The organism is Methanoregula sp. (genome assembly GCA_041645435.1).
GTDB lineage: Archaea > Halobacteriota > Methanomicrobia > Methanomicrobiales > Methanospirillaceae > Methanoregula.
In genome coordinates, this window is the sequence record JBAZQB010000001.1 from 536,532 (window position 1) to 550,327 (window position 13,796).

Sequence of the window (13,796 nt, forward strand, 5' to 3'; positions counted from 1 at the left end):
AAAGAGAGGGGACCTGGGGGGTCTTCTCCCCTCCGGGTCTTATCGTCGGGCGATTCTAGGCGAGTGCCGTTACGGTATCAGCCCAGGTCTCGACACGGGTCCGGATGGCTTCATCCGAATAGGATGTCAGGGTCACCCGGTTGCGGCTGAAATTCACCATGTACAGTTCGCCGTTCGGGTCGTGGCACTTGAGAGTTGCGCTGAACGTTTCGTTATCAGTGTCGCGGAACGGAGTTCCGCCGTGAGCCGTTGCAAGGGCTGTGTTTGCGAGAATTGCTGCGGCTCCCGCATTGAATCCTGCGATGGTTGTGAACTTGTCCGACAGGTTACCGACAGTATTTGCTTCGGCGTCCTGGAAGACGATCTTGGTCGTGTACCCTTCCTTGGTCTTTTCAACCGGGTCATGGGTCACCCCGGCGGTCATATACGATACACACGCAAACGGGTTACCGGTGATAACCGACTGGATGATGGTGTTGAACGCTGCAACATCTGCAATCGGTTCCGCGAGTTCGCGGATTGCGCTCTTGGTCTGTGAGTTCTGTACGAAATCTGCCATTGTTTTTCCAATTCCTGCCATCATTGTGGCATCACGCCCCGGGCCCTCGGGCTATATTCATATTTTCCTGACGGCGATTTATGCGTGACTTGTTGATGAGCGATAGAGTTGGGGGGATGGTGGGGATGGGGAAAATTCAAAACAGAATCTTTATCGGACTTGTAGAATGAATTAACGTTTGAATATTCAAATGCCTCAAATCGTTATTGAAAACCCTGTAATCAATTCTCCTTTCACCGAACCGGACAAACATTTCCGATTCACTAATGAAGGAATTACTGATGAAGTAATTACCGGTAGGCGAGCGAGTTCCCGGTTTGTACCTATTGCCCAGCCTAAGAAGAAAGGCAAGCAACTCACCTTTGATACCGAATGGACGCAGGATCGGATTGAGGAAAACGCGATGGTTAACCGGATCCGTGAACGGATCTCGCTCTGGCGTAATGGGGGCTATGCCGGTGTTACGTCAACAACACGGAGACTTCTCGATTACTGGACGAGTGCCGAACGCGAGAAGAAATTCTTTTTCTGCCAAATCGAGGCACTGGAGACAGCGATCTACATGACGGAAACCGCATCCCGCTATGGAGACAGCTGGATGGAGGCTATGCTCCAGGAGGCTAATGAGAGCTCGAATCCAGGTCTGCCCCGGATTGCATTCAAAATGGCAACAGGCACCGGCAAGACCGTGGTCATGGGGATGCTGATTGCATGGCAGGCACTCAATAAACTTGAAAATCCGCAGGATGTCCGGTTTACTAATTCGTTCCTCATCATCACCCCGGGGATCACCATACGGGATCGTCTTCGCGTGCTGCTCCCGAACGATCCAGAGAATTATTACCGGCAGCGGGACATCATTCCTACCGATCAACTCCAGAAACTCGGGCAGGCGAAGATTATTATCACAAATTTCCACACGTTCCTGCCCCGCGAGAAGATCAAAGCGGGGAAACTGACAAAATCCCTCTTGGCTGACGGGAAGAACGGGGTATTTACCGAAACTCCCGATCAGGTTGTGCGACGTGTTTGCCGCGAGTTCGGCACGAAGAAGAATATCATTGTGATAAACGATGAGGCGCATCACTGTTACTGGAAGAAGGCAGAAGGAGAAACAGAGAAGGTCACGGGTGATGAACGCAAGGAGGTTGAGTCACGAGACAAGGACGCGAGGATTTGGATTTCCGGTATCGAATCGGTAAAGGCGAAGATTGGTGTGAAAAATATCTTTGACCTTTCAGCCACGCCGTTCTTCCTGAAAGGTTCAGGATGGTCGGAAGGTACGCTCTTCCCGTGGGTAGTGTCGGACTTCTCATTGATCGATGCGATTGAAGCCGGGATCGTGAAAGTCCCACGTGTGCCGGTGGCCGACGATTCTATGGCCGGTGCATTGCCCACATACCGGAATATCTGGATGCGGATCCGGGACGAACTCCCGAAGAAAGGGCGCAGGACCGATGCGATAATAGGTGAGCCGGTGTTGCCAAAGGAACTGGAAGGGGCCCTGCACAGCCTGTACAGCAACTATGAGAAATATTACCGGTTATGGGAGGAGAATGTCGAGGCACAGGCCAAAGGCCGGACTCCCCCGGTGTTCATTGTGGTCTGCAACAATACGAACGTGTCCAAACTGGTGTTCGATCATATTGCCGGCTGGGAGAAGAAGATTGGCGAGGCAACGGTGGTTCAGGCCGGGGCTTTGCCGATCTTCCGGAACGATGATGAGCATGGAGGATGGCTTTCGCGCCCGAATACGATTCTGGTGGACAGTGAACAGCTGGAGTCCGGGGAGTCGATGAGCGAGGAATTCAAGAAGATTGCATCCCGTGAGATCGAGGAGTTCAAGGCGGAATACCGGGTCCGCTTCCCGGGCCGGGATACCGACAAACTGACCGATGAGGATATCCTACGCGAAGTGATGAATACGGTGGGGAAACAGGGAAAACTCGGTGAGCATGTCAAATGTGTGGTGAGTGTCTCGATGCTGACGGAAGGCTGGGATGCGCAGACGGTGACGCACGTTCTCGGTGTCCGTGCGTTCGGGACTCAGTTGTTGTGCGAGCAGGTGGTCGGGCGTGCGCTGCGCCGGATGAGTTACGCGACGAACGAGAAGGGGATGTTCACACCGGAATATGCAGAAGTGTATGGTATCCCGTTCTCATTCATCCCGTGCAGCGGTTCGACCACAGCACCGGAACTGGGGCCAACACCGACGCGTGTGCGGGCGCTGGATGAGCGGATCTCCTGCGAGATCACATTTCCCCGGCTGCGGGGCTATCGGTACGAGCTCGGGAGCGAGCAGCTAACGGCAACATTTTCGGAAGATTCCCGGATGGCGCTGAGCACGGCTGATATTCCGACTAAGACGGAGAATGCGCCGGTTGTGGGGGAGAGTAGTTTTCACACGTTGGATGACCTGAAGCGCCGGCGCCCGAATGAGGTTGCATTCCTGCTGGCAAAGGTGACCCTGGAGAAATATTTCCGGGATGAAGACGGGAACGACAAGCCGTGGCTGTTCCCGCAGCTGCTCGGGATTACCAAACGATGGCTGGAGGAGTGCGTAGATTACAAGGATAACGCATTCGTACAGCTGCTCTGGTTCACTCAATCAGCGAATACTGCCGCCGACCGGATCTATCATTCAATCGTGCAGTCCGCTACCGGAAACCCGCGATTGACGCCTATCCTTCAGCCATACGATACACTGGGGACAACCCGGTTTGTGGATTTCGATACGATTCGCGGGACCTTCCAGACCCGGGCTGATAAGTGCAACGTGAACTATGTTGTCGGGGACACGCAGGATTGGGAGCAGAAGACGGCGATGGCGCTTGAGGATATGGACGAGATGATCCGGTACGTGAAGAACGATCATCTCGGATTTACGATTCCTTATACCTTCGAAGGTGAGGAGCACCAGTATATACCGGATTTTATCGCGGTGATGGATGACGGACATGGCATTGATAACCCGCTCAACCTGATCGTTGAAGTGACGGGGGAGCGGAAACCGGAGAAGGCGGCGAAGGTCAGTACCGCTAAGACGCTCTGGGTTCCTGCGGTGAACAACCACGGCGGGTTCGGGCGCTGGGCGTTCTTTGAAGTGACGGACCCGCACAATGTGAAGAATTCGATCAGGGGATACCTGAAGACGAGAGTTTCGGAGTGAGTTATGGCACGGAAAAAAGCAGTAATGGAGAACACACCGGTTGATACGATCCGGCACGCGGACAAGCGGACGAATATCCCCACCGAGGAACTCCGGGACTTTGTGGATGATGATGAACGAGCTCCCCAGATCATGCGATATCCCCGCGATACCTCGCTCGATCCGCAACTTGTCTGGAAGGGCAAGGACGAACAGGACGCACAGGATCTGGAAGTACCCGTGCTGCCTATCTACATCCAGGAGAAAATTCACCCGCAAGTGATCATTGAGGATTTCCTTGCCCATTCAAAACCGGGTGGGTTGAGTGAAGCACTTGGAGATTACCAAGCGGATCTCTTTTCAGATTTCAACGGGCTACCAGAAGATTTCGACCAGCGGGTAGACTTTTACCACCATGAGCAGAACTGGTCGAACCGACTGGTGCTCGGTGATTCGTTACAGGTGATGACATCGCTTGCCGAGAAGGAGGGACTGAAAGGTAAGGTCCAGATGATTTATCTTGATCCGCCGTATGGGATCAAGTTCAATAGCAATTGGCAGGTAAGCACACGGAAACGTGATGTTAGAGATGGTAAAGCAGAGGAAGTTACAAGACAGCCGGAACAGATCCGTGCATTCCGAGATACATGGAAAATTGGCATTCACAGTTATCTGTCATACCTTCGCGAACGCTTAACGAGTTCTCACGAATTGTTAACGCAATCTGGCAGTATTTTTATTCAAATTGGTGACGAGAATGTTCATCTTGTACGCTCGTTGTTAGATGAAACATTTGGAAGTGAGAACTTCATTTCCCAAATTACCGTTCAAAAGATGGCTGGATTATCCTCTCAATTTTTGAAGGGGGCGTGTGATTTTGTTTTGTGGTATGCTAAAGATATCACTCAAGCAAGATATCATCCAATATATCAAGAGAAAAAATTGGGAGTGGGTCATGGATCTGGAGCTCGGTATGACCAATTAATATCGCCGAAAAAAGAGAGATGCCCCATTCCGAAAACAACAATTGAAATTGATACGCTATTACAGCAAGGCTGGAAAGCATTTCAGGCAACAACTTTAACAACGTTTGGTTCCGGGGGTTCATCATTTTTTGAATTCAAATATAACGGACAGGGCTATCTCCCTGCGATAGCAAAAGGTTGGCTTACAACTGAAAGGGGATTAGGTCGATTATCTAACGCAGAGCGAATAATTCAAACCGGTAATTCAATTAGGTACGTAAGAAAAATTGATGATTTCCCATTTTTTGAATATAATAACATATGGACGGATATTGCGAGTACTCCTGATGTAATTTACGTTGTTCAAACATCCAATCAAATCATCGAACGTTGCCTCCTTATGACCACCGATCCCGGTGACATTGTGCTCGATCCTACCTGCGGCTCTGGCACCAGTGCCTATGTCGCCGAGCAATGGGGGCGCCGATGGATCACCATCGATACTAGCCGAGTTGCCCTCGCCCTTGCCCGTACCCGACTCATGAGCGCCCGGTTCCCATACTATCTTCTTTCCGATTCTCCAGAAGGGCTCGCCAAGGAAGGCGAGATCACCAAACAGCGCCCGCCGTTGTATCCCACTATGTACGATATTAAGAAAGGATTCGTGTACCATCGCGTTCCACACATCACGCTCAAATCAATCGCACATAATGAAGATATTGATGCCATTTACGACAAGTACCAGGCAAAACTCGAACCCATTAGGGCATCGATTAACAAGACGGCAAAGAAGCAGTGGGAAGATTGGGAAATCCCCCGCGAAGCGCAGGAGAACGAAAAACTCGCCGGGCTTATCTCGCAACTGTGGGATCTTCGGCAGCAGCGGCAGAAGGATATCGATGTCTCGATTGCGTTGCGGGCAGATACCGAGATGCTCTACGATCTACCCTACGATGATCCAAAACGGGTCCGGGTCACCGGGCCGTTTACTGTCGAGAGCCTCTCGCCGCATCGCATCCTCCCCGCTGACGAGAACATGGACGGGACAGTCAGCGAGAAAGAGGCTCACGACCGACAGGATTTCACCACCATCATCCTTGACAATCTCCGTAAGAGCGGCGTAGATAACCGGGTGAAGAACGAGCGGATCAAATTTGTATCGCTTGATCCTTTTGCCGGGAAATGGATTCATGCGAAGGGGACCTATATTGACGCAGAAGGTACCACAAGAAGCGTGGGTATCTCTGTCGGACCTGAACATGGAACTGTTGGTCCGTTGCAGCTCAAAGAGGCGGCGAAGGAAGCGGTGAAGGGGCTCGGATTTGACCTCATGATAGTCTGCGGGTTTGCCTTCGATCCGCACATCAGCGATGAGATAAAACAATACGGGAAACTCACTGTGCTTCCTGCCCGGATGAACAATGATCTCGGCATGGATGAGCTGCTCAAGAAGACCGGCGCCGGTAATTTGTTCGTAGTCTTCGGAGAGCCTGATATTGCGATCAAAAAGCAGCCGGGTAAGAAGATCGTTGTTGAGATCAAAGGTGTCGATGTCTATGATCCAACCACCGGGGCAATCCGGAGCAACTCAACCGATGATATCGCTTGCTGGTTCATCGACACCGATTACAACGGGGAGAGCTTCTTTGTCCGGCATGCGTACTTCACGGGTGATAAGACCAAAGACCCATACGAGAAACTGAAGAGGGCGCTCAAAGCGGAGATCGATGAAGCGGCATGGGAGAGTTTGTACCGGTATGAGAGCCTTCCATTCGCTATGCCGGATACCGGGAAGATTGCTGTGAAGGTGATCAACCACTACGGCGATGAAGTGATGAAGGTTTACTCAGTTTAAATTTTTTGATTCCCCCAATTCATTGAACAATTTAATAATGTTCTGACCCCGGGATTTCAGATCCGAGTAAGACAATACTTCAATTCCATGAAGAGAATAATTGAGTTTTCGTAACGCTTTGATTTTCTTTTCTTCCCAATCTTCAGAATTCCCAATGAGGATGAATGCTCGGGGCTTGATCGTAAATACGTCGATATGATATTCTTCCCGAATTTTCTGCTGAATTTGAAGTTGATTCAATTCCATCTCATGCAGATAATTCACAGCCTGTCCAATTGCCTCAGCACTTTTTGATGTCCATTTGTAGGATCCGTGGTGCGAGGAATCTTCATCAATTACATCATGTTGAGGGAGTTTGATTTCGAGGATATCCAAAAATCCATCGTGGGTTAGGAAAAGAAAATCGGGTAAATTATCAAAACCGACTTTTTCTTTTTCAAAAATTGCCTGGTACTTTACCCCGAATAACCACGTATTAGCATAGATCCATTTTTGCCATGAGCTATCACCGGATGTTTCAGGATATCTTTTCTTTAATCTTTCAACAAAATCATCAATCTTAATCTGAAAAACGGCAATATTCGATTCTTTCCTTAATTCTTCCAGACTTTTTATTTCTTCTTTGAGTTTTTTTCGCGTTTCCCTTAATTTTTTTATCCCCTTTGAAGTCTGATCATATAAATTTCCACGATTCTTTGAGTTTTTCAAAAACCCTTGGATTGATCGATTGAATGATCTCTCAAAAAGTTTTGGAGGGATTTCAGGATCTGGTAATGATGAAGAATTAAACGATTCTGGAAAGGTCCCGGAAAGGAATAGCTTTGCATTTTTTATTCCTATTTCTCGATACAAAGGAAAGAAAGATTTAGTCGCAGCTTTTCGATAGTCATTATAATTGATGAAGTAAGTATTGTCCACTTTATGCGAGAGTTCAGTAGTAAGGATAATTTTATTTTCAGGATTCTGAAAATTGATGGCTTCAACAAGGTGTTTGAATCCCTTTAAAAGTTTCCCGGTTTTAAAAAGGTTAATAGCAGATTCACCACGAATCTGTTCCTCGGTCAGTTTTTGATTTATTTGCAGGGTGACATAGATTCGATGTCCATTAAGATTTCCCCATGTGGGACTTGAAATTTGAATTTCAATTAAATCATTTGTCATTTCAATATGATGTTATTGCAAACTAATATGGCAATAATTCTTTTGATTTGATTACCAAATTTAAGTCTGCTAGAAGATTGCCGATAGTCTTTTAGTTTTTCAAATACGGGGGTATCCCACGCGGCGAGGGGCTAAGCCCCGTTGAGCGTAACATCCTCAAGAAAAAAACTCTATTCGTTTTGAACAGGTCCCGGTGTTGATCGCCTCCTGGCCCCCGCTTCTTCTCAGGCCGTTTGTCCTTATGCACATCCTCGCACTCCAGATCCCCGATTATATCGAGCGGCTCGGTGTTGCACTTCTTCAACCCGATAATCTCCAGCCGCCACTCCTCATCTTCACTTCCCCGGCACCACCCACACTACCCCGATCCCGGCAAACGCCTTCTCAAACCGCTCCGGTCCACCCCCAACATAGAACAGCGCCGGTGAAAATGTCGGTCCGGGTCCATCATCACCGGAAGGACCGACAAACCGGATCCTTGTAGAAGGAAAACACACCCGACACGATAGTGCCGTCAATGTCTTCCACGCTGCGGTCTCAGTCGCCGACTTCCACAACACAATCGCCTCAGTAGTCCGGCCAGCGGACCACTCCAGGTAAAGTTTCGAGAACCATCGCTCCACATCATGACCAAAAGGGGGATTGAGAAAAACCCGACCCTCCCACGGCTGCACAAGCCCGTTCTCCTGAGCAGTGTAATGCCTCGCTGCCGGCACGTTCGGGATCTCCCGGCTGTTGCTGCACGGGTCCAGATCGATCGCACCCATGCTGGCGATCACCGCATCGAGGATATACTGCGGCGTGTAATGCTCCGTGCTCTCGTGCGAGAGCAGGGCCGGGGGGACCGTCAACCGACACCAGCCCCCCGGGCTTTCTCCCTCACACCCCTCCCGTAACAATGCTCGCAGAGCTTCACCCCCGCCTCGCGGTCAATCCACTCAGCCCTCACTAGCCCACAGACCGAGCACTTCCCGATCGCCGCTGTCACCCGCTCACACCGGGAAACATCCACGGTGCCCGGTAAAGGAATAGAAGCCTCCTGCTCCGCCTTCACCGCTGCCTTGTAACACGTTTTGCAAATCCGTCGGGCATCCTGCTGATCCTTGGGCCGGGCCTTCCGTTCTGCAGTAAACTTTTCCACATACGATGAGCCTTTCTTCCCGCACACCGAGCACACCGACTTCGGCTCCGGGAGTTCAAGCGGTTTGTAGTCCCTGGCCCGGATGGTTAGGGAGCGTTTTGCAGCGGATGCTGCCGGGTGATCGCCATCTTTCAATTGTTTACAACAGGTGCTGGAAGAAATCGGAGCGCAAGCAGGTGCACTATCTGGCGATTGCTGGGCACCGGGCGGAATTTGATTATTGTTTGCAGCATTTCCGGATTTATGGACACACTGCATTACGTCCGGACCCGGTTGCTGAGTTACTCCATAATTCTCTTTCTGCTGAAAAGTACTATCTCTTAGTACATTTGTACTTTTATTCTTAGTAGTACCCGGGGAAACAGAAACCGAAAAATTATTTTTTTTATTTTCAGCAGGTTCCGCAACACTGCTGGAAGCCTGCTGCAATGATAAAACCGGATCGCCCCCATCCTTCGGATCGCGGTCAAGCCAGCATGCATCGCCACAATTCCACTCCCGGAACAGTGCCGTATCCCACTGGAAGGCATCGCTCCTGCGCCGGATCGAATTACCCTGCTCTTCAGAGATCGTCACGGTCCGGTCGGTAAAGGAAAGTGCCGGGCACTTTTCGAGAAGCCCGGTATAGTTCTTCCCCCGGCTCTCGTAGCCTTTCAGGGCCCGGTAGATGCTGATGTAGGACCAGCCGGTGAGCCGTTGCAGGTCCTGGATCGTGAACTCTTCCTGCCGGGCCTGCTGGATAGCATCGAGCAGATCCGACTCTTTCTTGGTCATCTTCGATTCCTGCCCGCCCGCCATACCGTTGAGGAGCGTGAAGAGATCTTTTGCCGATATAAAATCTGCCTCGCTCGCGTACACGCAGAGCGTCCCGTCTTCTGTGGTCTTCTGGTCGCGTTGCTGGTAGTAAAGTGCTGTGTGGCTCTTGATCAGGTCGTAAAGCATGTCGGGGTTTCGCCGGTTATTAATCGCATGAAACCGGATCCGCTCCGAGAATGGAATGATCACCCACATCATCTGCTCGTGCATGATCTGCCAGATGGCCCGGCAGGTCACGAGTTCGGGCGATTCATCGACGATCATGTCCGGGTCCTGCTGCTCCTTCTTCTGCTTGGCCGCAAGCACCTTTGCATCCTGCTCCGGGGTTTCGTCAATCCAGCAGGTAAGCATCCGGTTCATCACCTGGTCATCACCGGTCCCTTCCTTCTTTGCAATCCACCAGACGCACCGCTCGGGAATCGAGCAGACCCGGGGGGTCAGGTCCTTTGTTACGGTCGTATGGGTGATCGGTTCATCGAAGTTCGAGGTCGCCGACTTCAGGATCTCCTGGATGGCATCGGACAGATCGGTGTCGTCACTCATCAGCACGGTCCGGGGGGAGAGGTCGGTCATGTAATAGAGCGCCTTGTTGCTCATCGTGCCCTTTACTTTGTACCGGTCCGGCACCTGCCGCATCATCTTCTTGAACGCATGAGTCTTGCCCTTGCCGGATTCACCCGTAACCGAGACATGCAGTCCGTCCGAGTTCTTCACTGCCTGCGATGCCATCGTGAGGATCAGGCATCGTGCAAGAATCTCATCCCCGATATGCTCCTGCGCAAAGGCAGTGAGCATGAGTGAGAGCGGGTCCCCGTGAGCAAGCACTTCGGCAGCCTCTGCCCGGAGTTCCGGGTTCTCCGGAAGTACCGGACCTGCATCGCCTCTCGCCTCTGCCTTCATCTTCGCTTTTACTTTCCTCTGTGCAGTCTGTACCTGGTCCCATTGTTTCCGCCGGTCCCCCCGGCCCGGCTCGAACTGCTCCCGTAACTCCTGCCACCGCTGAGTACCGCCGCCACAGGAGGAATGCTTGCATCCCGCGAAGATCGCCCCGCTCCCGAACTGAATTGCAAATGCCCCGTCCTTGTGGGCCGAGGAGAACGGGCACTGGTCGAGAATGAAGAGTGTTCCGCCACTGTACGGTTTTTCGGACCGTACCCCAAGCCCGTGATCGGATAACCATCGGCACAGGTTGAAACCTTTGTCCTTCGCTGCGGTCGGCTGCTGTGCATGCTGCTCGGTCGGGAGCCGGGCCGTGAGGTCCCGGAGCTGTTCCGGACTCACGATCATCAGTTCATCCGGGGCCGAGAGGATCCGGCTCCGCCGGTACGGGCGTTCGGGTGTATTGTCACCTTTCCGGGAGACCGTGCCGTAGAGCTTCCAGATGCGGGCCGCGTTGAAATTCGCCGTATCCACGTTCACCCGCTCATCCGAGAAGAGCGTGTCAAGCGTAGTGAGGCACGCCTTCACGAGCGCGGTTGCGGCCTCATCGTTCGGCAGGTCAATGCGGTACAGCAGGTGAGCCCCGTTACCGGAGTCCGCACGGACCGGGTCCGGAAAGCCGAGCCCGGCAATCCACCGGGCGATCTCATCGGCTTTCGCCAGAGCGAGGCCATGCTCTTCATCTGTACTCGATACGCCGCTCGGTCGCAGCGGGTCGATGTCGATGGGCAGCCAGCGGCGGCGCAGGATATCCGCGTCACTCGTCGTGCTGTCCTTCTTGCCGAGCCGCATCTTGATCCGGTTCGCCCGGCGCGAGAGCAGGGCCGGGTTCACTTCATTGAGCGTGACATAGATGCCGTGGACCGAGCCATCGGCATCGAGCGGCTCCACAGACCGGACGAGCGCTTCATGATCGCTGAAGTACCCGCTATGGGTGAACTGGTCGGTGAGCGCCCGGATCTCGACAACCAGCCCGGGCCCGGCTATCCGGGCAACTGCATCACGGAGCGGGCCATCCACAGGCCACCCCCGTGCTCCGGTCGCTGCCGGTTGTCCGGAAAGAGGAGCGGTTATTCACCGGTCTCTCCCCCGGTCTCTGCGGCACCGGTGCGCCGGAACACGCGGCGTTCGGAGGTTTTTATCGTGATCGTGAAGAAGTGCCCTTTCTCCGGTCGCACTTCGATGTAGGCAACCGCCTCACGTTTCTTCCGGATCTGGTCGGCGATCGCTCTGGGGATGAGGTAGAGCGGGATACCCACCATCTGTTCGGAAGCCAACTCCGGCGAATCAACGCCATCAGTCATACCGCACCTCTTCGAAATGTTCAGCGAGTCGCCACCTGCCGTCTTTGAGACATGCTATGGCGACAAGGTAGTGTATCGGGCTGGTTGTCTTCAGGTGATCCAGGGTCTCCTGATCGATTGTGAAATTCGGGATTATCCGGGGTTTGGGTAATGTTGATGTGCCAGAAGAGAGAGACATCATCTGTCCACCTCTTCACGAGCTCTGGACAGGGGTGCCGGGACCACGGTGTTGGTAGCTAAGGGGTCCCGTGCATCGCCTTTCTTTTTTCTTTGAACCTCTTTCATACAATTCCCCCCGGGGTTGCAACAAATATGCGATTTCTTCCACAGGGATATTCCCGGACCGTGCCTTTTTTGGCCAGACGGGAGAGGTGTTTGGTGGCGGTGATCGTGGTCGTTTTTGCTGATTTTGCAACTTGTTCGATGTTCATCACCGGTGTGTTCTGGAATGCTCCAAGAATCCGGTTCGTAATTTCCGGGTCGGGTGTCGGCTTCATACACTTTAGCGTATTGAAGGTATTGTTAATATACGAAAACTCCCCGATTTACCCCTTTTTTGGGATATATACTAAAAATTGAAGATTTTAGGATATATCACTCAAAGAGTATATGCTCTCAACAACAATCTTCTTTTGATGTTATCAAAAACCTGGACAGAGACCTTTGATTCTGAAGCGAAGACTGTCCTGTTTCTCTATCTTATGATCAAGGGGAGAGATTACGCGTACAATATTTCAAACATTTTAAAAAACGGGGGAGTTGCTGGCAGGGAAGGTCTGAAACTTTTAGCACGACCGAATAAGGTAAGTGGTCTTCTGAATGAGATGGAACGCGATAACCTCCTGGTAAAATGGTCTGATTTACCGGATTATGAGCAGAAGTTCAAATTACTTTGTCACCCGGGAAATACACCATCGGATCGACAAAAAAAATCTGAACCCGTCTATTTCGTGATTAACAAGAATATTTTATTTCTTCGTCTGAACTACATGCCGGATGAAGAAGAAGTCCAGAAACTCTCACTCCGTGAAAAGGCGGAGTCAGGACCGATTTTAAATGACAGTGGTGAAGACGAGTGGGTTCCGTTCTCAAAAAATGATCTGATATACCGCTATTGCGGAGAGGAAAAATTCTCGCCAATTTCTGACGATATCTCCTATGGCGGGGGTTGGCCCCGGGTTATTTTTGATGAGTTTTTGTTTACGGATACTGAGATTGTAAAAATTCTCACCCGGTTAAAAAAATTCGATTATTTTACGGTTTTATTGTTAAACAAGCAGTTCCTCTTTCACATCATCGCCGTTTTGAATAATAAGATTGCAAGCATTGAACCGGGATCATCCGGTGTGGGGATCCAGATTGATCAACTCCCCCAGTCCGAATCCGAGAAACGGCAGTTTGTCCAGAAATCCCTCGACCAGGTGCGACTGATGCGGAACGGGTTTACCGGGGATACGGAGGTCACCGTCGATAAGATTCTCCGTGAAATTTATGCGAAATCGCAAAGAGACATCCGGCACTATTCTACGCTATTCTCCTTCATTGATTTAAAACGCACATTTGAGTCAACGGTGATAAACTGTAATTATTCTATGGCGGAGAAAGAGGATTTTCCCCCGCTGAATTTTGTGATTAATGATCAGCGGGTTTATGAGGAGTTGCTGATTTTTAACGATTCGTTGATTTCGGCAAGTCTGTCGAATGACCGGATAAAGGAAGGGGGATTTTGAGAATGGTGGGGGGTGTTGTGAGCAGGGACCCCGGGTACGGTTGGGCTGATGAACGCTTCCATCATGGTGACAATCCTCAACAAAGCGTCTCCGTTGATAATTACGGAACTCGTCATAGATCAGCATTCAGGTTTAGTTCAAGTTTAGACGATTCTGTTGCGTTTATTGTATCACAAGA

At 51.2% G+C, this 13,796-nt stretch carries 10 protein-coding genes; 3 read left to right on the top strand and 7 right to left on the bottom strand.

The genetic code is table 11. The annotated features are described in order from the left end of the window. Positions 1 to 55: 55 nt before the first annotated feature. A complete protein-coding gene (locus tag WC593_02540) occupies positions 56 to 559 on the bottom strand; it encodes a hypothetical protein (protein ID MFA4824014.1) in 504 nt (167 codons plus the stop codon). 178 nt (positions 560 to 737) lie between these two features. On the opposite strand from WC593_02540, the gene WC593_02545 reads away from it, so the two are divergent. Beyond that, positions 738 to 3,728, top strand: a complete 2,991-nt coding sequence (locus tag WC593_02545; GenBank protein MFA4824015.1) for a DEAD/DEAH box helicase family protein — start codon at positions 738 to 740, stop codon at positions 3,726 to 3,728. A 3-nt stretch (positions 3,729 to 3,731) separates the two neighbouring features. After that, a complete protein-coding gene (locus tag WC593_02550; protein ID MFA4824016.1) occupies positions 3,732 to 6,527 on the top strand; it encodes a site-specific DNA-methyltransferase in 2,796 nt (931 codons plus the stop codon). Here WC593_02550 and WC593_02555 read toward each other — a convergent pair. The 6 genes from WC593_02555 to WC593_02580 all read right to left on the bottom strand — a co-directional run bounded on the left by WC593_02555 (position 6,519) and on the right by WC593_02580 (position 12,385). Continuing rightward, positions 6,519 to 7,688 (bottom strand): Shedu anti-phage system protein SduA domain-containing protein, encoded by a 1,170-nt coding sequence (locus WC593_02555; protein ID MFA4824017.1) that lies wholly within the window; start codon positions 7,686 to 7,688, stop codon positions 6,519 to 6,521. The genes WC593_02550 and WC593_02555 overlap by 9 nt on opposite strands. Before the next feature lie 335 nt (positions 7,689 to 8,023). Further along, positions 8,024 to 8,539: a DNA N-6-adenine-methyltransferase gene (locus tag WC593_02560; protein ID MFA4824018.1), complete on the bottom strand. Its 516-nt coding sequence runs from the start codon at positions 8,537 to 8,539 to the stop codon at positions 8,024 to 8,026. Next, positions 8,536 to 11,604: a hypothetical protein gene (locus WC593_02565; protein MFA4824019.1), complete on the bottom strand. Its 3,069-nt coding sequence runs from the start codon at positions 11,602 to 11,604 to the stop codon at positions 8,536 to 8,538. Before WC593_02565 ends, WC593_02560 begins: the two co-directional genes overlap by 4 nt. Before the next feature lie 50 nt (positions 11,605 to 11,654). Beyond that, positions 11,655 to 11,888, bottom strand: coding sequence for a hypothetical protein (locus WC593_02570; GenBank protein ID MFA4824020.1), 234 nt, complete (start codon positions 11,886 to 11,888; stop codon positions 11,655 to 11,657). Continuing rightward, complete coding sequence (locus WC593_02575; protein ID MFA4824021.1) at positions 11,881 to 12,069, bottom strand: hypothetical protein; 189 nt, start codon at positions 12,067 to 12,069, stop codon at positions 11,881 to 11,883. The genes WC593_02570 and WC593_02575 overlap by 8 nt, the downstream gene beginning before the upstream one ends. Positions 12,070 to 12,169: 100 nt before the next feature. Beyond that, on the bottom strand, positions 12,170 to 12,385 hold the full coding sequence (locus tag WC593_02580) for a hypothetical protein (GenBank protein MFA4824022.1): 216 nt from the start codon (positions 12,383 to 12,385) through the stop codon (positions 12,170 to 12,172). A gap of 138 nt (positions 12,386 to 12,523) precedes the next feature. Between WC593_02580 and WC593_02585 the strand changes: the two genes are divergently transcribed. After that, positions 12,524 to 13,618 (top strand): hypothetical protein, encoded by a 1,095-nt coding sequence (locus WC593_02585; GenBank protein ID MFA4824023.1) that lies wholly within the window; start codon positions 12,524 to 12,526, stop codon positions 13,616 to 13,618. The last annotated feature ends 178 nt before the right edge of the window (positions 13,619 to 13,796 follow it).